General features: G+C 74.0%; 16 protein-coding genes and 1 pseudogene. 6 read left to right on the top strand and 11 right to left on the bottom strand.

The window, feature by feature from the left end:
- The first annotated feature begins 73 nt into the window (after window positions 1-73).
- The 4 genes from ACFW3D_RS05400 (at window position 74) to ACFW3D_RS05385 (ending at window position 5,622) form a co-directional block, all read left to right on the top strand.
- On the top strand, window positions 74-1,297 hold the full coding sequence (locus ACFW3D_RS05400) for an arginine deiminase (protein WP_500501526.1): 1,224 nt from the start codon (window positions 74-76) through the stop codon (window positions 1,295-1,297).
- Between the two features lie 124 nt (window positions 1,298-1,421).
- Window positions 1,422-2,426, top strand: coding sequence for an ornithine carbamoyltransferase (gene argF / locus ACFW3D_RS05395; RefSeq protein ID WP_500501524.1), 1,005 nt, complete (start codon window positions 1,422-1,424; stop codon window positions 2,424-2,426).
- A gap of 98 nt (window positions 2,427-2,524) precedes the next feature.
- Entirely contained in the window at window positions 2,525-3,352 is an 828-nt protein-coding gene (locus ACFW3D_RS05390; RefSeq protein WP_500501522.1) for an enoyl-CoA hydratase family protein, read from the top strand.
- Between the two features lie 2 nt (window positions 3,353-3,354).
- Window positions 3,355-5,622 (top strand): bifunctional salicylyl-CoA 5-hydroxylase/oxidoreductase, encoded by a 2,268-nt coding sequence (locus ACFW3D_RS05385; RefSeq protein WP_500501520.1) that lies wholly within the window; start codon window positions 3,355-3,357, stop codon window positions 5,620-5,622.
- 12 nt (window positions 5,623-5,634) lie between these two features.
- On the opposite strand, the gene ACFW3D_RS05380 is transcribed toward ACFW3D_RS05385, so the two are convergent.
- From ACFW3D_RS05380 to ACFW3D_RS05365, 4 genes and pseudogenes are all read right to left on the bottom strand, one after another.
- Window positions 5,635-5,778 carry a hypothetical protein gene (locus ACFW3D_RS05380; protein WP_500501702.1) on the bottom strand — a complete coding sequence of 48 codons (144 nt, stop codon included), beginning with the start codon at window positions 5,776-5,778 and terminating at the stop codon, window positions 5,635-5,637.
- Between the two features lie 100 nt (window positions 5,779-5,878).
- Window positions 5,879-6,187 (bottom strand): annotated as a pseudogene (locus ACFW3D_RS05375) (Uma2 family endonuclease); the annotation flags it as partial.
- Between the two features lie 63 nt (window positions 6,188-6,250).
- Entirely contained in the window at window positions 6,251-7,075 is an 825-nt protein-coding gene (locus tag ACFW3D_RS05370; RefSeq protein WP_500501518.1) for a PaaX family transcriptional regulator, read from the bottom strand.
- A 4-nt stretch (window positions 7,076-7,079) separates the two neighbouring features.
- Window positions 7,080-8,684 (bottom strand): AMP-binding protein, encoded by a 1,605-nt coding sequence (locus tag ACFW3D_RS05365; RefSeq protein ID WP_500501515.1) that lies wholly within the window; start codon window positions 8,682-8,684, stop codon window positions 7,080-7,082.
- Between the two features lie 95 nt (window positions 8,685-8,779).
- Here ACFW3D_RS05365 and ACFW3D_RS05360 point away from each other — a divergent pair, with 95 nt between their 5' ends.
- The gene (locus ACFW3D_RS05360; RefSeq protein WP_500501513.1) at window positions 8,780-9,886 is read left to right on the top strand and encodes an acyl-CoA dehydrogenase family protein; all 1,107 of its coding nucleotides are present in this window, start codon (window positions 8,780-8,782) and stop codon (window positions 9,884-9,886) included.
- A complete protein-coding gene (locus ACFW3D_RS05355; protein ID WP_500501511.1) occupies window positions 9,883-10,281 on the top strand; it encodes a RidA family protein in 399 nt (132 codons plus the stop codon). Before ACFW3D_RS05360 ends, ACFW3D_RS05355 begins: the two co-directional genes overlap by 4 nt.
- A 691-nt stretch (window positions 10,282-10,972) precedes the next feature.
- On the opposite strand, the gene ACFW3D_RS05350 is transcribed toward ACFW3D_RS05355, so the two are convergent.
- From ACFW3D_RS05350 to ACFW3D_RS05320, 7 genes are all read right to left on the bottom strand, one after another.
- Window positions 10,973-12,208: an RNA polymerase sigma factor gene (locus ACFW3D_RS05350; protein WP_500501509.1), complete on the bottom strand. Its 1,236-nt coding sequence runs from the start codon at window positions 12,206-12,208 to the stop codon at window positions 10,973-10,975.
- Between the two features lie 8 nt (window positions 12,209-12,216).
- Window positions 12,217-12,570: a YciI family protein gene (locus ACFW3D_RS05345; protein WP_500501506.1), complete on the bottom strand. Its 354-nt coding sequence runs from the start codon at window positions 12,568-12,570 to the stop codon at window positions 12,217-12,219.
- 144 nt (window positions 12,571-12,714) lie between these two features.
- Window positions 12,715-15,633, bottom strand: coding sequence for a hypothetical protein (locus ACFW3D_RS05340; RefSeq protein WP_500501505.1), 2,919 nt, complete (start codon window positions 15,631-15,633; stop codon window positions 12,715-12,717).
- The gene (locus ACFW3D_RS05335) at window positions 15,633-17,477 is read right to left on the bottom strand and encodes an HSP90 family protein (protein WP_500501503.1); all 1,845 of its coding nucleotides are present in this window, start codon (window positions 17,475-17,477) and stop codon (window positions 15,633-15,635) included. The genes ACFW3D_RS05340 and ACFW3D_RS05335 overlap by 1 nt, the downstream gene beginning before the upstream one ends.
- Before the next feature lie 71 nt (window positions 17,478-17,548).
- Window positions 17,549-18,571: a hypothetical protein gene (locus ACFW3D_RS05330; RefSeq protein ID WP_500501501.1), complete on the bottom strand. Its 1,023-nt coding sequence runs from the start codon at window positions 18,569-18,571 to the stop codon at window positions 17,549-17,551.
- Window positions 18,572-18,694: 123 nt separating this feature from the next.
- On the bottom strand, window positions 18,695-20,224 hold the full coding sequence (locus ACFW3D_RS05325; protein ID WP_500501499.1) for a helix-turn-helix domain-containing protein: 1,530 nt from the start codon (window positions 20,222-20,224) through the stop codon (window positions 18,695-18,697).
- A gap of 14 nt (window positions 20,225-20,238) precedes the next feature.
- Entirely contained in the window at window positions 20,239-20,739 is a 501-nt protein-coding gene (locus tag ACFW3D_RS05320) for a methylated-DNA--[protein]-cysteine S-methyltransferase (RefSeq protein WP_500501497.1), read from the bottom strand.
- Window positions 20,740-20,746: the final 7 nt, after the last annotated feature.

The following is a 20,746-nucleotide window of genomic DNA, read 5'->3' as shown; positions in this document are numbered from 1 at the left end:
GGTGAGGGGCGGGCACCCGGGTGCCCGCCCCTCCCTGGCGGTAAACCCCTGCCAAGTGGGAATGTCTAGCTCCATGGCATTCCATGTGGACTCCGAGGCAGGGCGGCTGCACCGCGTCATCCTCCACCGCCCCGACCTGGAGCTGAAAAGGCTCACGCCGTCGAACAAGGACGCCCTGCTCTTCGACGACGTCCTGTGGGTGCGCCGGGCCCGCGCCGAGCACGACGGCTTCGCCGACGTGCTGCGCGACCGGGGCGTGGCCGTGCACCTCTTCGGTGACCTGCTGCGGGAGACGCTGGCCCTGCCCGAGGCCCGGCGCACGGTGCTGGACCGGGTCTTCGACGAGAAGGAGTACGGCCCGGTGGTCACCGACCACCTGCGCGCCGCCTTCGACGAGCTGTCCGCGGCCGAGCTGGCCGAGGCCCTGGTCGGCGGCATGACCAAGCGGGAGTTCCTGGCCCGTTTCGCCGAGCCGACCTCGGTCCGCTTCCACGTGATGGACCTGGACGGATTCCTGCTCGACCCGCTGCCCAACCACATCTTCACCCGGGACACCTCGGCCTGGGTGTACGACGGGGTCAGCATCAACGCGATGCGCTGGCCGGCCCGCTGGCACGAGACGATCAACTACGAGGCGATCTACCGCCACCACCCGCTCTTCGCGGGCGGCTCCTTCCACGTGTGGTCCGAGGGCCAGGCGGCCTACCCGTCCACCATCGAGGGCGGCGACGTCCTGGTGATCGGCAACGGCGCCGTCCTGATCGGCATGAGCGAGCGCACCACCCCGCAGGCCGTGGAGATGCTGGCCCAGCGCCTGTTCAACGCGGGGTCGGCCACCACGATCGTGGCCCTGGACATGCCCAAGCGCCGTGCCTTCATGCACCTGGACACCGTGATGACCATGGTCGACGGGGACACCTTCACCAAGTACGCGGGCCTGGGGATGCTGCGCTCGTACACCATCGAGCCGGGCGCCGGGGAGCGCGACCTCAAGGTCACCGACCACCCGCCGGAGCACATGCACCGGGCCATCGCGGCGGCCCTGGGCCTCGACGACATCCGGGTGCTCACCGCGACCCAGGACGTGCACTCCGCCGAGCGCGAGCAGTGGGACGACGGGTGCAACGTGCTCGCCCTGGAGCCGGGCGTCGTCCTGGCGTACGAGCGCAACGTCACCACCAACACCTTCCTGCGCAAGCGCGGCATCGAGGTCATAGAGATCCCCGGGAGCGAGCTGGGGCGCGGCCGCGGCGGCCCGCGCTGCATGAGCTGCCCCATCGAGCGGGACCCGGTCTGACGGGGGCGGTCCTGGCCGTGGCCGTGGCCGCCGGGCTGTATAAGGATGCGTTTATTCGTATAGACTTCCACGGTCCCGGCGCACTCATGTTCGGCACCCGGCCGACCCCGACCTAGGAGCCCCCATGGCCATCGACCTCACGGGCCGCCACTTCCTCAAGGAGCTGGACTTCGCCCCCGAGGAGTTCCGCGGGCTGGTGGAGCTGGCCGCCGAGCTGAAGGCGGCCAAGAAGGCGGGGGCCGAGGTCCGGCGGCTCGCGGGCCGGAACATCGCCCTGATCTTCGCCAAGACCTCCACCCGCACCCGCTGCGCCTTCGAGGTCGCCGCGGCCGACCAGGGCGCCTCCACGACCTACCTGGACCCGGCCGGCTCCCAGCTCGGCCACAAGGAGTCGGTGAAGGACACCGCCCGTGTGCTCGGCCGGATGTACGACGGCATCGAGTACCGCGGCACTGGCCAGGAGGTCGTCGAGGAGCTGGCCGCCCACGCAGGGGTGCCCGTGTGGAACGGCCTCACCGACCAGTGGCACCCCACCCAGATGCTCGCCGACGTGCTCACCATGGCCGAGCACTCCCGCTCATCGCTGGAGGAGACCGCCTACGCCTACCTCGGCGACGCCCGCTCCAACATGGGCAACTCGCTCCTGGTCACCGGGGCCCTGCTCGGCATGGACGTACGCATCGTCGCCCCGGAGCGGCTGTGGCCGGACGACTCCGTCGTCGCCGAGGCCCGGCGCCTGGCGGAGGTCACCGGCGCCCGCGTGACCCTGACCGAGGACGTCACCGAGGGCGTCGCCGGCGCGGAGTTCGTCCACACCGACGTCTGGGTGTCGATGGGCGAGCCCGCCGAGGTCTGGGACGAGCGCATCGCGCTGCTGAAGCCGTACGCCGTGACCTCGGACGTGCTGCGGGCCACCGGCCGTCCCGAGGCGAAGTTCATGCACTGCCTGCCCGCCTTCCACGACCTCGGTACCACCCTCGCCCGGGAGATCCACGAACGGCACGGGCTGACCTCGCTGGAGGTCACCGACGAGGTCTTCGAGTCGGCGCGTTCCATCGTCTTCGACCAGGCCGAGAACCGGATGCACACCATCAAGGCCGTCCTCGTCGCCACGCTGGGAGGCGTGTGAGGCGCCGCGCTTATCGCGCACTCGTGACGGCGGTCACGAAGGAGTGATAACTTCGCGGTGTTGGCAAGCCTGCCTCCCCCGTGAAGGAGGACGTGCCCATGAGCCCCTACCGAGGCTCCGCAGGCCGTACCGAGGAATGGCGGCACCTGCGGGTCGAGCGCGCGGACGGCGTCGTCACCGTCACCCTCGACCGCCCCGACAAGCTCAACGCGCTCACCTTCGGCGCCTACGCCGACCTGCGCGACCTGCTCACCGAGCTGCCGCACCACGGCGACACCCGGGTGCTGGTGCTCGCCGGGGCCGGCCGCGGCTTCTGCTCCGGCGGGGACGTCGACGAGATCATCGGCGCCACCCTCGCCATGGGCGCCGGACAGCTCCTGGACTTCACCCGCATGACCGGACAGGTCGTCCGCGCCATCCGCGAGGCCCCCTTCCCCGTCGTCACGGCCGTCCACGGCGTCGCGGCGGGAGCCGGCTCCGTCATCGCCCTCGCCTCCGACTTCCGGATCGTCGAGCGCTCCGCCCGCTTCGCCTTCCTCTTCACCAAGGTCGGCCTCGCGGGCGCCGACATGGGCGCCGCCTACCTGCTGCCGCGCATGGTGGGCCTCGGCCACGCCACCCGGTTGCTGATGCTCGGCGACACCCTGGGCGCCGCCGAGGCCGACCGCATCGGCCTGGTCAGCGAACTCGTCGACGACGGCCAGGCGGACGCGAGCGCCGCCGCCCTCGCCAAACGCCTGGCCACCGGCCCAGCGCTGGCGTACGCGCAGACCAAGGCCCTGCTCACCGCGGAGCTCGACATGCCGCTCGGCGCCGCCGTGGAGATGGACGCCGCGACCCAGGCCCTCCTGATGACCAGCGAGGACTACGCCGAGTTCCACGCGGCGTTCACCGGGAAGCGCAGCCCCAACTGGAAGGGCCGGTAGCCGTGCGGGTGGCCATCATCGGCGGCGGCCCCGGCGGGCTCTACGCCGCCGCGCTGCTCAAACGCCTCGACCCGGAACGCGACATCACCGTCTGGGAGCGCGGCGCGCCCGAGGACACCTTCGGCTTCGGTGTGGTGCTCTCCGACGAGACGCTCGGCGGCATCGAGCACGCCGACCCCGTCGTCTTCCGGGCCCTGGAACGGGAGTTCACCCGCTGGGACGACATCGACGTGCACCACCGCGGTCGTGCCGTCACCTCCGGCGGCCACGGCTTCGCGGCGGTGGACCGGCGCACGCTGCTGGCGATCCTCCACGACCGCTGCCGCGACCTCGGCGTGACCGTCCGCACCCGCGAACTCGCCCCGGCCGCCGAACGGCTGGCCCGCGACCACGACCTCGTCGTCGCCGCAGACGGCGCGGGCAGCGCCACCCGCGGCGCCCACGCCGCCGTCTTCCGGCCCACCCTCACCGGGCACCGCTGCCGCTACATCTGGCTCGCCACCGACCTCGCCCTGGACGCCTTCCGCTTCGAGATCGCCGAGACCGAGCACGGCGTGATGCAGGCCCACGGCTATCCGTACCGGCCCGGCGTCAGCACCTTCATCGTCGAGATGCACGAGGACGTCTGGCGGCGCGCCGGGCTGGACCGGCTGGACGAGGCCGAGTCGATCGCCCGCTGCGAGAAGATCTTCGCCGACGCCCTGCACGGCCACAGCCTGCGCGGCAACCGCTCCCGCTGGATCGCCTTCACCACCGTCGTCAACGAAAGCTGGCGGCACGGGAACATCGTGCTGCTCGGCGACGCCGCCCACACCGCGCACTTCTCCATCGGCTCCGGCACCAAGCTCGCCATGGAGGACGCCCTCGCCCTCGCCGCCTGCCTGCACGAGCAGCCCGGCGTCCCGGAGGCGCTCGCCGCCTACGAGGCCGAGCGCAAGCCGGTGGTCGCCAGCACGCAGCGCGCGGCGCGGGCCAGCCTGGAGTGGTTCGAGCACCTGGAGCAGTACGCCGCCCAGCCGCCCCGGCAGTTCGCCTTCAACCTGCTCACCCGCAGCCGCCGGGTCACCCACGACAACCTGCGGCTGCGCGACGCGGACTTCACCGCCTCCGTGGAGCGGGAGTTCGGCACCGGGCCGGACACACCGCCCATGTTCACCCCCTTCACCCTGCGCGGGCTGACCCTGCGCAACCGGGTCGTGGTCTCTCCGATGGACATGTACTCCGCCACCGACGGCACCCCCGGCGACTTCCACCTCGTCCACCTCGGCGCCCGCGCCCTCGGCGGCGCCGGCCTGGTCATGACCGAGATGGTCTGCGTCAGCCCCGAGGGCCGGATCACCCCCGGCTGCGCGGGCCTGTGGAACGACGGGCAGGAGGCCGCCTGGCGCCGCGTCACCGACTTCGTGCACGCCCGCCCCGGCTCCGCGATCGGCCTCCAGCTCGGCCACAGCGGCCGCAAGGGCTCCACCCGGCTGATGTGGGAGGGCATCGACCAGCCGCTCCCCGAGGGAAACTGGCCGCTCTCGGCGCCCTCCCCGCTGCCGTACCACCCCCACGTCAGCCAGGTCCCGCACGCCCTGGACTCCGCCGGGCACGCCGCGATCCGCGAGCAGTTCGCCGCCTCCGCCGCCCGCGGCGCCCGCGCCGGGTTCGACCTGCTGGAGCTGCACTGCGCCCACGGCTACCTGCTGTCGTCCTTCCTGTCCCCGCTCACCAACCGGCGCACCGACGCCTACGGCCGCGACCTGGCCGGACGGCTGCGGTTCCCGCTGGAGGTCTTCGACGCCGTCCGCGAGGTCTGGCCCGAGGACCGCCCGATGACCGTCCGCATCTCCGCCACCGACTGGGCCGAGGGAGGTACGACGGCCGACGAGGCGGTCGAGATCGCCCGGGCCTTCGCCGCCCACGGCGCCGACGCCATCGACGTCTCCACCGGCCAGGTCGTCCCCGACGAGGCGCCCGACTACGGCCGCTCCTACCAGACCCCCTACGCCGACCGGATCCGCAACGAACTTGGCCTGCCCGTCATCGCGGTGGGTGCCATCTCCTCCTGGGACGACGTCAACTCTCTGATCCTCGCCGGCCGTGCCGACCTGTGCGCGCTCGCCCGCCCCCACCTCTACGACCCCAACTGGACGCTCCACGCCGCCGCCGAACAGGGCTACTCCGGCCCCGGCGCCCCCTGGCCCCTCCCGTACCAGGCCGGCAGCCGCCGCCCGCCCACGGGCCGCACGGACGCCCCCCGGCCCCGGCTCACGCTGGACGTGTGAAGGGCGGCCGCCTCAGCGGAAGGCGGAGGTGTCGAGCGTGAACGCGAACGGCTCGGGGAGGTCGAGCTCCTTGCCGAACAGCACCCGGACGTCCTGACGGTAGTCCTCGGCATCCGACTCGCTGTAGAGGGTCACGGTGCCTTCGGTGCGGTCCACCAGCAGGCAGAAGGGGATGCCGGCGGCCGCGTCGCCGCGGGCCGCGGTCCCTCGCCGGGCGCGCCGCCGTCACCCGGACCGCCATCAGCACTCCCGCCGGGTCGGCCCAGGGCGGCTGTCCCCTGAAGTGCCCCGTAGGGACGACGGCGGCGTCGGGGACGAATCGCCCGAGCGGACTGATCAGGCCCTTGGTGAACGCGACGTAGAGATCGGCGGCCGACTCCGCGGCGACCGCACAAGCGAGCCGGGCCACCGCGTCCTGATGGTCGCCGTCGGGTGGCGGGGCGACGACGATCTCTCCTTCGATCGATTCGGCGCGGTAGCCCTCCGGCACGACGAGTTCGAGGAACGCGGCCAGTACGGCCGCGTCGCCCGCCGTCGAGCGGGCCTGCCCGGGGCGAACCGACATGCGCGTCCCTCCTGAATCGCCGTGCGGGCGTGTGACTACGCCAACGATCACCGGGGAGGCCCGTCACGCCGCGGGGTCTGCGGACCGCGCGAACTCCGCGCCCGCGTCGCGCAGCCGCGCGTGCAGGCCCTCGAAGACCGCCGCGGCGCGGCCGCCGGGCCAGTCGGGCGGGAGGAGGGCGGGCGGCAGGCCCGGGTCGGCGTAGGGGAGACGGCGCCAGGAGTCGAGGGCGCGCAGGTAGTCCGCGAAGGCCTCCTGCGGCGGGGTCGTACGGCGGGCGGCCCAGCCGCGCAGCACGGGCTCGTGGGCGTCGAGGAAGGCGTGGTGGCGCTGGGCGACGGCGTCGAGGTCCCACCAGCGGCGCACGGCCGCGGCCGTCGGCTCGAAGCCGAGGTGGGTGCCGGTGAAGAGGTCGACGTAGGTGTCCAGGCCGAGCCGGCGCAAGGTGTGCAGGGCCTCCTCGCGGAGGCGGGCGGGCGCGATCCACACGCCCGGGGCGGCGGTTCCGAAGCCCAGGCGGGCCAGGCGGGAGCGGAGCAGGTGCCGCTTGTGGCGCTCGCTCTCCGGGACGGAGAAGACCGCGAGGACCCATTCCCCGACCTCCGCTCCGCCGGCCGGGTGACCGTAGATGCGCCGGTCGCCGTCGGCGAGCAGCTGCCGGGCGTCCTCCGACAGGGCGTAGCCCGCGGCGCCGCCGACCCGGTCCGGTTCCAGCAGGCCGCGGCGCTTGAGCCGGGAGACCGCCGAGCGCACCGCCTGCGGGTCCACGCCGACGGCGCCCATCAGCCGGATCAGCCCGGCGACGGGTATCCGCCCGTCCCAGCCGTCTGCCCGGCCGTAGGCGCCGAAGAAGGTCAGGATCAGTGAACTGGGGGTGTGCTCGGTCACGCGATCACTGTAGGTCGCGCAGCCGGAAGCGCTGCAGCTTCCCGGTGGGCGTGCGGGGCAGGGCGTCGAGGAAGACGATCTCGCGCGGGCACTTGTAGCTCGCGATCTCCTCCCGGGTGAAGGCGCGCAGCGCCTCGACCGTGTGCTCGTCGCGCGGCGGGCCGTCCCGCAGCACGACGAAGGCCCGGACGATCTGGCCGCGCTGGTCGTCCGGTACGCCGATGACCGCCGCCTCCCGTACGTCGGGGTGGCGCAGCAGTGCCTCCTCGACCTCCGGGCCCGCGATGTTGTACCCGGACGAGATGATCATGTCGTCGGCGCGGGCCACGTAGCGGAAGTAGCCGTCCGCCTCGCGCACGTAGGTGTCGCCGGTGATGTTCCAGCCGCCCCGCACGTACTCCCGCTGCCGTTCGTCGGCCAGGTAGCGGCAGCCCGTGGGGCCGCGCACCGCGAGCAGCCCCGGTTCGCCGTCCGGCACGGGGGACAGCGTCAGGGGGTCGACGACCCGGGCCCGGTAGCCCGGTACCGGCAGGCCCGTGGTGCCCGGCCGGATGACGTCGTCGGCCGCGGAGATGAAGATGTGCAGCAGTTCCGTGGCCCCTATGCCGTTGATGATCTGCAGGCCCGTCGACTCGTACCAGGCGTGCCAGGTCGCCTCGGGCAGGTTCTCGCCCGCCGACACGCAGCGCCGCAGCGAGGACAGGTCACGGGAGCCGTGCGAGGCGAGTATCGCCCGGTAGGCGGTGGGCGCGGTGAACAGCACGGTCACCTTGTGCTCCGCGACGGCCCGGGCCAGCTGCTCGGGGCCGGCCTGCTCCAGCAGCAGCGCCGACGCCCCCGCGCGCAGCGGGAACACGACCAGGCCGCCCAGCCCGAAGGTGAAGCCCAGCGGCGGGCTGCCGGCGAACACGTCCGCGGAGGTGGGTCGCAGTACGTGCGCGGAGAAGGTGTCGGCGATCGCCAGCACGTCCCGGTGGAAGTGCATGCACCCCTTGGGCCGACCGGTCGTGCCGGAGGTGAAGGCGATCAGCGCGACGTCGTCGGACGAGGTCTCCACCGCGGCGAAGGAGTCCGGCCGGCCGGCCGCGAGCCGCAGCAGGTCGTCCGGCGCCTCGCCGCCGTACGTGGCGATGCGCAGCCCGGGCGCCTCGCACTTGGCGAGGTCGTCGAGCGCGCGGATGTCGCACAGCGCGTGCCGCACGGAGGCGATCTCGCAGATCGTCGCCAGCTCGTGCGGGCGGTGCGCCGCGAGCACGGTCACCGCGACCGCGCCCGCCTTCATGACGGCGAACCAGCACGCCACCAGCCACGGTGTGGTGGGGCCGCGCAGCAGCACGCGGTTGCCGGGCACCACCCCGAGGTCCTCGGTCAGCACGTGCGCGATGCGGTCGGAGGCGGCGCGCAGGTCCGCGTACGACCAGACCTCACCGCCCGGCATCCGCAGGCAGGGTGCCTCCGGCGCCCCGGTGACGAGGAGTTCGGCACCGCAGTTGAGCCGGCCCGGATAGGCCAGCTCGGGGAGGTCTTGGGTCAGGACGGGCCACTGGTCACGCGGCGGGAGGTGATCCCGCGGGAAAGTGTCCACGTGTGCTGACGGCAGCAGGTCCATGGCGGGTTCGCCCCTCGTTGGCCCCTGGTTGCGGACGGATTCAGCGTAACGTGTTTGTGACGGCAGTCAACGGTACGCGATACGGGAGGTGCCGAGTGGCATCGTTCGCGCTCGACCCGGAACAGCTCAAGTGGTGTGCACAGGTCCGTGATTGGGCCGCAGAACGGCTCCGGCCGCTGGCCGGGGCCGGCGAACCCGGGCGGGTCAACCGCCCGCTGCTCGCCGCCCTCGGTGAACTCGGCCTGCTGGCACGGCTCTTCCCCGGCACCGCCCTGGAGCTGTGCCTGCTGCGGGAGTCCCTGGCCCGCGAGTGCACCGAGGCCGAGACCGCACTCGCCCTGCAGGGCCTGGGTGCCCACCCCCTGCTGGAGTCCCCGGAACTGGCCGCCCGCTGGATCCCGCGCGTGGTCTCCGGCGAGGCCGTCGCGGCCTTCGCGCTCACCGAGCCCGGCGCCGGCTCCGACGCCGCCGCCCTCGAACTTGCCGCGGACCCCGCGCCAGGCGGCGGCTGGCGGCTCACCGGCGAGAAGTGCTGGATCTCCAACGCCCCCGAGGCCGATGTCTACACGGTCTTCGCCCGGACCACCCCCGGCGCCGGGGCCCGCGGCGTCACCGCCTTCGCCGTCCCCGCCGACCGTCCCGGCCTCGGCGGCGAACACCTCGACATGCTCTCCCCGCACCCCATCGGGCGGCTGTGCCTCGACGCCGTACCGGTCGGCGAGCGGGACGTGATCGGCGAGGTCGACCGGGGCTTCCGGGTCGCCATGACCACGCTCAACCGTTTCCGGCCCAGCGTCGGCGCCTTCGCGGTCGGCATGGCGCAGGCCGCACTCGACGCGGCCACCGCCCACGCCGCCTCCCGCACGGCCTTCGGCGCGCCCCTTAAGGAGCTCCAGGCCGTCTCGCACACCCTCGCCGAGATGGCCACCCGCACCGAGGCCGCCCGTCTGCTCGTCTACGCCGCCGCCGAGGCCTACGACTCCGGCGCCGCCGGGACCGCCCGCAGCTCCGCCATGGCCAAGCTCTTCGCCACCGAGACCGCCCAGTACGCCGTCGACGCCGCCGTCCAGATCCACGGAGCCCGCGCCCTGGAGCGCGGCCACCTCCTCGAGCACCTCTACCGCGAGGTCCGCGCACCGCGTATCTACGAAGGCGCCACAGAAGTCCAGCGGTCGATCATCGCCAAGGAGCTCTTCGCATGACCCTCAACCGGATCAACCCGCCCGAGCTCTCCCCGCCCACCGGGTTCAGCCACGCCGTCACCGCCACCGGCCGCACCCTCGTCCTCCTGGCCGGCCAGACCGCGCTGGACTCCGGGGGCAAGGTCGTCGGGGACACGCTCCCCGCCCAGTTCGAGCACGCGCTGATCAACCTGCTCACCGCCCTCCAGGCCGCCGGCGGCACCCCCGCCGACCTCGCCCGGATCACCGTCCACACCACCGACGTCGCCGCCTACCGCGACCACGCGCCCGAACTCGGCCGCATCTGGCGCGCCCTGGCCGGCCGCGACTACCCCGCGATGGCGGTCATCGGCATCACCCGCCTGTGGGACGAGGAGGCCATGGTCGAACTCGACGGTCTCGCCGTGCTCACCTGACCCGGGGTCAGGAGGTGCCCCGGGTAGGGGCCGGGCTGCGTACGTCGGCGGCGGCCGCCTGCGGTTGTCCGGCCCCGGCGGCCGGCATCGCCGAGGGCAGTGGGCGGCCGCGCTGCCGTGGCGTGGCTCGGATCCTGCACCCCGCACGCGGGGAGCCGCAGCCGCAGCCGCTGCGTCGCGGGGCCCGGGCCGTCGCGACGGCGGTTGCCGCGCCGTGTCGCGCGTGTCCGCCTGGCGGTTGCCCAGGAGGACGGCCCGGACGGTCAGGGTGCTGTGCCGCAGGCCGGAGCCGTTCCGTACTGGCGGCGGGTGAGGTGCAGCTTGCGGCCGCGGCGCCGCCGGTGGGTGACGAGCGCCGGCCGTGGCGGTGCGCGATTCCAGAGCGACACCGGGCGCGCCGGGGGAGCCGCAGCCACTGCGTCGCGCGGCCCGGGCCGCCCCGGCGGCCGCGGCCGGCACGCCATGGGGCCCGGGCAGGGATCGCGGGCACGCCGTGCCCGCGTGGCTCCCGTGCGGGTGTGCCGGTGGCCGGGCTTCGGCCCGTGTCCGGGCCCGTGCGCGGCATCGCCGGTGCCGCAAGGTGCCGGGGTGCCGCGAGGTGCCGGAAGGCCCGGGCCACACGCCGTCGCGGGGGAGGTGGACGCCGCTCCCTGGGGGCGTTCGCTCGGTCCCGGAGGTCCCCGCGTGACCGTCACTTCGGGCCGTCGAGCGCCTCGCGCCTGCGCCGCAGGAAGTCCCGTTCGGCCTCGTTCTCGGTACGGGCGGCCGCGGTGCCGTACGCCTGCGCGGCCTCGGCCGTGCGGCCCAGGCGGCGCAGCAGGTCGGCGCGGACGGCGTGGAAGGCGGGGTAGCCGTCCAGCGGGAGGCCTTCGACGGCGGCGAGCGCCGCGGCGGGCCCTTCGACCTCGGCGAGGGCGACGGCGCGGTTGAGGGCGACCACGGGCCCCGGAGCCAGTGCCGTCAACTGGTCGTAGAGGGCCAGGATCTGCCGCCAGTCCGTCGCGGCGGCGACCGGGGCGTCGCTGTGCACGGCGCTGATCGCCGCCTGGATCTGGTACGGCCCGGGGCGGCCCCGTCGCAGACAGCGGCGGACCAGCGCCTGGCCCTCCGCGACCAGGCCCCGGTCCCACAGGGTGCGGTCCTGCTCGGCCAGCGGTACCGCGACGCCGTCCGCGCCGGTGCGGGCCGGCCGGCGCGCCTGGATCAGCAGCATCAGGGCGAGCAGCCCCAGCACCTCCGGCTCGTCCGGCATGAGCCCGGCCAGCAGCCGCCCCAGGCGGATCGCCTCGGCGCACAGGTCCTCGCGGACCAGCCGGTCGCCGGAACCCGGCAGGTACCCCTCGTTGAAGACCAGGTACACCACGGCGAGCACCGCGCCGAGCCGTTCCGGCAGGTCGGCCTCGTCCGGGACCCGGTACGGGATGCGGGCGTCGCGGATCTTGCCCTTCGCCCTGACCAGCCGCTGGGCCATGGTGCTCTCCGGGACGAGGAAGGCCCGGGCGATCTCGGCGGTGGTGAGCCCGCCCAGCAGCCTGAGCGTCAGCGCCACGCGCGCGGCCGGGGCGAGCGCGGGGTGGCAGCAGGTGAAGAGCAGACGGAGCCGTTCGTCCCGCACGGGTCCCTCCTCACGGGGTTCGTGGACGTCGCGGGCGTCCTGCAGGAGGGCGGCCCGGGCCTGCCGGTCCTCGCGGGACGCCTCGCGGCGCAGCCGGTCGATCGCCCGGTTGCGGGCGGTGGTGACGATCCAGCCCGCGGGGCTCGGCGGCAGCCCGGTCCGCGGCCACCGCTGCACCGCCGTGGTGAAGGCCTCCTGGACCGCCTCCTCGGCGACGTCGATGTCGCCGAACCGGCGGACCAGGACGGCGACCGCACGCCCGTACTCCTCACGGAAGATCCGCTCGACGTCCGGCGCGCCCGGCTCCGGCACGCCGGCCGTCAGTCCTCGACCTCGTGCGCGAAGGGCCGGACCTCGATGGGGAGCGTGGTCACCCGGGCCAGCCTGCGGCCCCACTCCAGCGCGGCGTCGAGGTCGGCCGCCTTCACGATCGTGAAGCCGCCGAGGTACTCCTTGCTCTCCGCGAACGGCCCGTCCGTGACGAGCACCTCCTCGCCCCGCGGCCGCAGCACGGTGGCCGTGTCCGGGGCGTTCAGGCCCGCGCCGAAGACCCAGGCCCCGGCCTCCTTCATCTCCTGGTTGAGGACGTCGAGGTCCGCCAGGATCCGGGCGAGGAACTCGGGCGGCGGCGGGGTCCCCTCGGGCTGGTACACGCTGAGCAGGTAGTGCTTCATGTCGGCCGTCCTCGCGGTCCGGGCCGGCCCTTCGCCGGCGTTCCACCCTCTACACGAACGGCGACCGCCCGGATCGACACCCCGCGCCCCCCGGTTCCGGGGGAAGGGGCGCCGAGGGCGGTCGGCACGTTCGTACCACGGGTGTCAGCCCCGGCGGCGCGACGACACCTCCTCACCGACCCGGGAGAGGACCGCGGCCGCCTGGTCGAGTCCCGCCTCCCGGCAGCGGGTGATCGCGGCCCGGAGCCGTGACAGGGCCGCGTCCGGCCGCTGCAGTCCGTTCGCCTCGACGAGGGCGGCGACCCGGACGGCCTCGGCGCGCGGCGCCTCGCCGCGCGGCCCGCCCTCCTCGTGGGCGGCGATAGCCCGCTCCAGCTCGGCGAGCGCCTCGGGGAAGCGCTCGGCGCCGGCGTAGGCCCGGCCGCGCTGGTAGTGCGTGGCGCCGGTCTCGTACCAGAGGGCGACGTCCTCGTCGTCCCCGGGCACGGCCGCCAGCACCTCGTCGGCCCGTCGCAAGTGGTCGAGGGCGTCCTCCAGGCCCTCGGCGCCCTGCGCCGAGACGGCGTACCCGGCGAAGTCCCGCATCATCTCCGTGACCGCGTGCGGGTTCGGCCCCTTGGCGTGCGAGGCGACCGCGCGGTCGTAGGCGGAGCGCGCCGCGTCCTCGCGGCCGGCCGCCATCAGCGCGACGGCGGCCTCCGAGGCGACGAGCGTGTGGGTGAACTGCTCCTCCCACGGTTCGACGGCGTCGGCCAGCAGCAGGAACTGCTCGGCGCTCGCACGGTGCTCCTCCAGCTCCCGCAGGCCCCGCGCCAGCAGCAGCCGGGCCTGGGCGAGGGCGCGTTCGTCCATGGCGGCCGCGGCCTCGTCGGAGACCAGCGACTCCAGCACGGCGACGGCGTCCGCCTGCCGGTCGGCGCGGGCGAGCACGTCCGCCAGTTCCACCCGCAGTTCGGCGGCGCCCGTGGTGTCGCCCTCGCGGTCCAGCCGTGCCGCGGCGTCGGACAGATGGCGCACGGCGGCGCCCGGGTCGCCCGCGTGGTCGGCGGCGTGGCCGAGCAGAGCGTGGGTGCGCGCCACCGGGAACGCGGTGTCGCCGTGGGCGGCGGCCGAGGCCAGCGCGCCGCGGAACTGCTCCATGGCCTCCTCGGGGCGGTGCTGCTGCAGCAGCACCTGGCCGAGCAACCCGCGGGGCCGTGTGGCGCGCCAGGGCGTACCGGCCGCCTCCGCGACCCGCAGCACGCTCCGCAGCTCCTGCTCGGCGCGCTCCAGGTCGCCGGAGCGCGCCGCGAAGTCCGCGGCGTACACCCGGGTGTTGACGGTGCGCTCCGGGGCGCCGAGCCGCTCCGACTCCGCCACGGCCTCGGCCACGGCGGCCTCGAAGCGCTCGCGCAGCTCCGCCGGGACGTCGGGCAGTGCGGCCATCGCCTCGGTGTGCGCGAGGAAGGCCCGGCACTGCAGCACGACGAAGTAGGCCCGCCGGACCTCGGCGGTGGCGGTGTCCCCGTCCGCCAGCGCCCGGGCCTCGGACAGCACGGCGTCCAGCTCCGCCCGGCCCTCCTCGGCCTCCGGGCCGGGCTCCACGCCCACCGAGGCCAGCCGCGCGCGGGTGGTCAGCACGCGCTCGGGCATGCCGGCCGCGGCGAACAGCTCCCGTGCCTCGGTGAGCGCGGCCCTGACCGCCGCCTGGTCCTCGTCCTCCATGGCCGTGAAAGCCCGGTGCTCGGCGAGTTCGCCCCGCAGCCGCTCCTCCGGGCCCAGCCGGGGGTCGTGGACATGGCCACCGGTCCCGACGCGCTCAGCGATCCGGCCCCACAGCTCCTCGTCGCCGGGACGGCCCGCGTCGCCCATCTCGCGTACCTTCTCCACCAGTTCGGCGAAGTCCTCCGGCACCTCCCGCGCGGACAGGGCCACGACCGGGGCCGTCACCGGGGGCCCGTCCTGCGGGGACGGCACGGCGGCGGTCCGCAGACCGAGCGGCAGCGGCTCGGCGAGCGGCGGGCGCCGGTCGAGCCGGGCCCGGCGGCGCTCGCCGACGGTGCCCGTGCCGTTGCGCCGGTCGAACGCCTCGGCCAGGCTGCCGCCCTGCTCGCGGACGTGGTCCAGCAGCTCCCGCGCCGTCCAGGTGCGCCCCAGCGGCCCGGCCACGGGGGTCGTGTCGTACCCCTGCTCGACCAGGCGCCGGGTGAGGACCTCGACGCCGGTGAGGAAGCCGAGCAGCGACAGCGGCGCTCCGGCGGTGTCGAAGAGGGCGCGGTTCTCGGCGAGGATCTCCAGCGCCCGGCCCTCGTTGCCGGACAGCGCGCAGAACTCCACGTGCAGGCCGGTCTCCTCGGCCATGCCGATGCGGCCCCGGGCGTGCCGGTAGCCGGTCAGGTGGTACGAGCGGGCCTCGTCGGGGCGGCCCAGGCGCAGCAGCGGCAGCAGGGCGTGGGCCTGCGTGACCCAGGGCTCCTCCTCGCAGCTCTGGACGCCGCCGAGGACCGGCTCCCAGGTCCGCAGGGCCTGTTCGTCGTCGCCCGCCGCGAGATGGTGCAGCCCCTGGTGCCGGGTCTCGCAGGCCAGGCAGTCGCTGAGCCGCTCCCGGCGCCGGGTGACCCACAGGTCCCAGGCCGTCTCGCGGTCCGCACCGGTGTGGGCGGCGATGCGGTGCCGCATCGCCGCCACCGGCTGACCGCCCTCACCGGCGGCGCGGTAGCGCTCGCCCATCTGGCCGACCCACCCGTGGACCGTCGCCAGCGGAACGTCGGGCACCTGGAGCAGCGAGGTCGTCACCCACTTGTGGCGCCACAGCACCTGGCGGGCCTCCCACTCGCTGAAGGAGCCCGGCACCTCCTCCCACAGCTTCAGGATCCGGGCGAAGACCACCGGGGACTTTCGGTGCTCGGCGGCGTACTCGTACGCCGACATGAGCTCGAGCAGCGCCGTCACGAGGACGTCCTTCTCCTCGAACTGCTCGGCCGCCTCGACCAGTTCCTCGGCGGTCACGGTGCGGGGCGTTCCGTAGGGACGCTCGTTGTTCTCGCGGAGCGCCTCGAACACGGCCTCGGGGGTGTCCAGCATCAGTGCTCCTTGGCGTCCGGACCGGACGCGGGGGTGTCCTGGTCGTGCATGGCGTGGGTGAGCAGGCCGATGAAGGCACGGTTGAGCAGCGCGCTCTCCGAGGACTTCAGCGGCCGCCGGGTGAGCAGCAGCGCCTGCCCGTACAGGGCCTCGGCCGTGGTGAGGGCCAGCCCCCGCTCGGTGACGGTGGCGGCCCGGCGCACCAGCGGGTTGAGGTGGTTGAGGACGAGCTGGGCGCGCGGGGCCTCCGTGCGCAGGGAGCCGAGGATGTCCGCCCACAGCCCGTCGCTGCTCTCCGCGAGGCCGGCCCGGGCGCGCTCGTGGCGTGCCTCGCGGTTGTCCAGGAGCAGCGCGGGCGCGGTGACCGGCTGGAAGGCGCGGAGCACGACGTCGCAGTCGTACTGGCCGACGACCTCGCGGGCGACCGCGAGGAAGGAGGCGGCGGCGAGTTCGGCGGCCGAGTCGACGGGGTCGAGGTGCGCGGTCACCGTGGCCGGGTCCAGGTCGGTGACCGTGGTGCCGGGACGGATCTCGGGCAGCCGGTGCACCAGGTCCCGGTCGTAGGCGTAGCCGCCGTTGACGACGCCGAGCCCGGCCGCCGCCGCGATCGGGGCGACCTGCCGGAACTCGTCGACGTTGCGGGTGACCAGCACCGTGGGGTGGGCGCGGGCGAACTCCTCCAGCGTGACGTTGCCGTCCGTGGTCTCGAAGGGCAGCCACGGCAGCAGCATCCGCAGCAGCCCGTCGTCGTAGCGGGCCAGTGCCTTGACGGCGAGGTGGTGGCTGTCGATGAAGCGCTGCAGCAGCACCGGGTCGCTGGCGGCGAGCCCGGTCAGCCAGTCGCGGATGCGGGCGCCGAGCGCGTCGCGGACGGCGGCCAGCGTCTCGTCCTCGTACAGCGCCTCGCGGGAGGCCGTCGGGCGCAGGCTGGTGACGTCCACGACGCAGCGGACGAAGAAGGCCCACTCCGGCAGGAGTTCGGCGGCCCGGTCCGAGAGCAGCATGCCCTTCAGGTGCACCCGGTGCCCGGCACGCTCCGACGGGTTGACGGCGGTCGGCAGCACATGGGCCACACCGCGCAGCCCGGCGACGGGCAGGTCGAGGTCGATGGTGTCCAGCGGGGTGAAGCCGAACGTCGTGCGGCAGTGCTCGGCGAGCGCTTCGGCGCGGGCCAGTGGGGAGCCGTGGCGGCGCTCCCACGGCGGGGTCTCGTTGACGGTCGTGCTCTCGCCGCGCGGGTCGACGACGGTGACCTCGTGTCGCAGCAGGCTGCCGTAGTGCCGGGCCAGCGAGGTCACCCGCTCGGGCTCCGTCCACTCGCCGGCGTCGGCGCGCGGGGTCAGCGTGACGCGCGTGCCCGGCTCGGGCAGCGCGTCGGCGGGGAGGGTGCGGATGGTGTAGCTGCCGTCGGAGCGGCCGCGCCATTCGACGGCCGGGGCGCCGGGCGAGGTCGCCGTGCGGCTGACGACCGTGATCTCGTCGGCCACCACGAAGCAGGCCAGCAGCCCGATGCCGAACTGGCCGATGAAGTCGCCGCGGGCGGCCTCGATCTCCCCGTCGGCGGCGCGCTTGGAGCTGCGCCCGATGGTCGCGAGGAAGGCGTGCACGTCGGCCTCGCTCAGCCCGACACCCGTGTCGGTGACGCTGAGCGTGGCACCGGTCCGCACGGTGATCCTGGCCGGTGCGCCCGGCTGGACCGCCTGCCGGGCGGTGATCGCGTCGACGGCGTTCTGCAGCAGCTCCCGCAGGTAGACGCGGGGGCTGGAGTAGAGGTGGTGGGAGAGCAGGTCGACCAGGCCGCGCAGGTCGACCTGGAACGTGTGCGCTGACGGGGACTGGGACACCGAAGGGACCTTCCGGGCGGTGCGCGGACGGGGAACGGGGCGTGGGGCGGCCTGGGACCGGCCGGGGACGGTCAGGGGCGCCCGGAGCGGGACCGCAGGGTGCGGTAGGCCGCCACCGGGTCGTTGCCGTTGAGGTACTGCCACGGGAACTCGGTGACGAGCCCGCCGGTGGCGGCGAAGGCCTCGGCCGCCGCCTTCTTCTCGCCGGCCAGCGCGAAGGCCATGGCGAAGGTGTTGAGCGTCCCGACCGGGTCGGGCGAACCCTGGTACGCCGGGTTGCGGTAGGAGCGGTCCGCGGCCTCGTACAGCTCCTTCTCGACCTGCAGGCGGAGCATGTACGCCGTGTCGTCGCCGTGGTCCAGGTCGCCCCAGTGCTCGAGGTGCGCGACCGCGACGAGCACGCCCATGTCGCTGCCCTCGGGGGCGGCGAGCATGGCCTCCCGGGCGAAGGCGTGCATCTCCTCGTGCGAACCGCCCCACTTGCGGCACACCTGCTGCAACTGCTGCTGGTGCGCCCCCAGGTGCAGCGGGGAGCGCCGTACGGTGGCCTCGAAGCGCAGCCGCGCGAGGTCCGGGCCGACCTGCAGCCCCCGTCCGCTCATCTGCAGGAAGTACCAGGGGGACGCCCATGAGAGTTCGAGCTCCGCGGCCCGGTACAGCAGGTCCTCGGCCACCTCGAGGCGCTCGTGGAACACCTGGAACTGCTCACGCGAGACGTGCTGGGCGCGCAGTCCCGTCCGGGCCTCCCAGGCCCAGGTCACCTGTCGGGCGCCCGCCACCAGCCGGGCGAGCCCGGAGTCGGGTTCGGCCGCAACGACGGCCGGCATCCAGCGCTCCCAGCCGTCGACGTCCACGACGTTCGCCACCAGCCAGCTGCGCTCGCGGTCGTCGGTCACCGCCGACAGCCGCTCCCGGATCGCGGGCCAGTCCGCCGCGGTGGCGGCCGCGCGCAGGCCCGCGAGCACGGGGTTGCCCCGCGCCGGGTCGAGCCGGGGCGACGGGCGTGGCGCCCATCGCCTCAGTGAGAACGCAGAACTGCGCCGCGCGTTGCCGTCCACCGTCCCGCCCGCGGTACCACCTCGGACCGCCACCATGAAGACCCCCTCCTGGCCTGGCCGTTCCTCCCCCATGGGCCATGATCCACGGCCCGGAGCATGACTATCACGGCCACCTTGCGGGGGAGTAGCCGGTTTGCCGGTCAGGAGGGGCGGGACGGGTCAGATGTCGCGGAACGTCTCGATCTGCGCCCCGATGGAGTTGAGCCGCTCGGCCAGTTCCTCGTAGCCGCGGTTGATGACGTACACGTTCCGCAGCACCGAGGTGCCCTCTGCGGCGAGCATCGCCAGCAGGGTCACCACCGCGGGCCGCAGGGCCGGCGGGCACATCATCTCGGCGGTGCGCCAGCGGGTCGGGCCCTCGACCAGCACCCGGTGCGGGTCGAGCAGCTTGACGTTGGCGCCGAGCCGGGTCAGCTCGGTGAGGTAGATGGCGCGGTTGTCGTAGACCCAGTCGTGGATGAGGGTCGAGCCCTGGGCGGTGGCGGCGATGGCCGCGAAGAAGGGCACGTTGTCGATGTTGAGGCCCGGGAAGGGCATGGGGTGGATCTTGTCGATGGGTGAGCGCAGCTTGGAGGGGCGCACGGTGAGGTCGATCAGCCGGGTGCGGCCGTTGTCGGCGGGGTACTCGGCCGAGCGCTCGTGGTCCAGCCCCATCTCCTCCAGGACCGCCAGCTCGATCTCCAGGAACTCCACCGGCACCCGGCGGATGGTCAGCTCGGACTCGGTGACCACGGCCGCCGCCAGCAGGCTCATGGCCTCCACCGGGTCCTCGGAGGGCGCGTAGTCCACGTCCCGGTCGATGTCCGTGACGCCGTGCACGGTCAGCGTGGTGGTGCCGATGCCGTCCACCCGCACCCCCAGCTCCTCCAGGAAGAAGCACAGGTCCTGGACCATGTAGTTGGAGCTGGCGTTGCGGATGACGGTCACCCCGTCGTGCCGGGCGGCCGCCAGGAGCGCGTTCTCGGTCACGGTGTCGCCGCGCTCGGTCAGCACGATGGGCCGCCGCGGGGCCACCGAGGGCGTGACCCGGGCGTGGTACATCCCGCTGGTGGCGGTCACGTCCAGCCCGAAGTGCCGCAGGGCGGTCATGTGCGGCTGGACGGTACGGGTGCCGAGGTCGCAGCCGCCCGCGTACGGGATGCGGAAGTGGTCGGTGCGGTGCATCAGCGGGCCGAGGAACATGATCACGCTGCGGGTGCGGCGTGCGGCGTCGGTGTCCATGGCGTCCAGCTCCAGCCGCGCGGGCGGGACGATCTCCAGGTCGTTGCCGTCGTTGATCCAGCGGGTGCGCACGCCGATGCTGTTCAGCACCTCCAGGATGCGGTAGACCTCCTCGATCCGCGCGACACGGCGCAGGGTGGTCCGCCCGGAGTTCAGCAACGTGGCGCACAGCAGCGCCACGCACGCGTTCTTGCTGGTCTTGACGTCGATGGAGCCCGACAGCCGGCGGCCGCCGACGACGCGCAGGTGCATGGGACCCGCGTAGCCGAGGGAGACGATCTCGCTGTCGAGCGCTTCACCGATTCGGGCGATCATCTCAAGGCTGATGTTCTGGTTCCCGCGTTCAATACGGTTCACCGCACTCTGGCTGGTCCCGAGAGCCTCCGCCAGCTGTGACTGGGTCCAGCCCCGGTGCTGGCGGGCGTCACGGATGAGCTTGCCGATGCGTGCGAGGTAGTCGTCTCCCATGGGGAGAGACTATCTCACATATGAGATGTCAACCCGAGCTCCAGGTCCAGGAGGTACCGCTTGCGCTCCAGCCCGCCCCCGTATCCGGTGAGGCCGCCGGAAGCCCCGACCACGCGGTGGCAGGGCACGATGATGCCGACCGGGTTCCGTCCGTTGGCGAGCCCGACGGCGCGCGAGGCCCCGGGGCTGCCGAGCTCCTCCGCCAGCTGACCGTACGTCACCACCGTGCCGTACGGGATGGCTCGCAGTCCCGCCCAGACGCGCTGCTGGAAGGGGGTGCCGTGCAGGTCCAGCGGCAGGTCGAAGGCGGTCAACCCGCCCGTGAAGTAGGAGCTCAGCTGTTCCGCGGCCCCCGCGAACGGCGACCCGGCCGGGTCGCGGCGCGCGCCGAAGGACTCCTCGGGCGGCCGGTGACGCTGCGCGGTCATGTAGAGACCGGACAGGACGCCGTCCGTCGCGACCAGCGTGAGCGGCCCGACCGGGCTGTCGATCAGGGCGTGTGTGCGAAGGGACATGAGTGCT

The sequence above is a fragment of the Streptomyces sp. NPDC058864 genome (genome assembly GCF_042742985.1).
Classification (GTDB): Bacteria; Actinomycetota; Actinomycetes; order Streptomycetales; family Streptomycetaceae; genus Actinacidiphila.
The sequence above is the reverse complement of the archived record's forward strand: the minus strand, read 5'-3'. Positions and strand labels throughout refer to the sequence as shown.

Bases quoted from the DNA above. Each gene is read 5' to 3' on its own strand.
- ACFW3D_RS05400 (WP_500501526.1), top strand. From the start codon at position 74: ATGGCATTCCATGTGGACTCCGAGGCAGGGCGGCTGCACCGCGTCATC.
- argF (WP_500501524.1), top strand. From the start codon at position 1,422: ATGGCCATCGACCTCACGGGCCGCCACTTCCTCAAGGAGCTGGACTTC.
- ACFW3D_RS05390 (WP_500501522.1), top strand. From the start codon at position 2,525: ATGAGCCCCTACCGAGGCTCCGCAGGCCGTACCGAGGAATGGCGGCAC.
- ACFW3D_RS05365 (WP_500501515.1), bottom strand. From the start codon at position 8,684: ATGGACCTGCTGCCGTCAGCACACGTGGACACTTTCCCGCGGGATCAC.
- ACFW3D_RS05355 (WP_500501511.1), top strand. From the start codon at position 9,883: ATGACCCTCAACCGGATCAACCCGCCCGAGCTCTCCCCGCCCACCGGG.
- ACFW3D_RS05345 (WP_500501506.1), bottom strand. From the start codon at position 12,570: ATGAAGCACTACCTGCTCAGCGTGTACCAGCCCGAGGGGACCCCGCCG.
- ACFW3D_RS05340 (WP_500501505.1), bottom strand. From the start codon at position 15,633: ATGCTGGACACCCCCGAGGCCGTGTTCGAGGCGCTCCGCGAGAACAAC.
- ACFW3D_RS05330 (WP_500501501.1), bottom strand. From the start codon at position 18,571: ATGGTGGCGGTCCGAGGTGGTACCGCGGGCGGGACGGTGGACGGCAAC.
- ACFW3D_RS05325 (WP_500501499.1), bottom strand. From the start codon at position 20,224: ATGGGAGACGACTACCTCGCACGCATCGGCAAGCTCATCCGTGACGCC.
- ACFW3D_RS05320 (WP_500501497.1), bottom strand. From the start codon at position 20,739: ATGTCCCTTCGCACACACGCCCTGATCGACAGCCCGGTCGGGCCGCTC.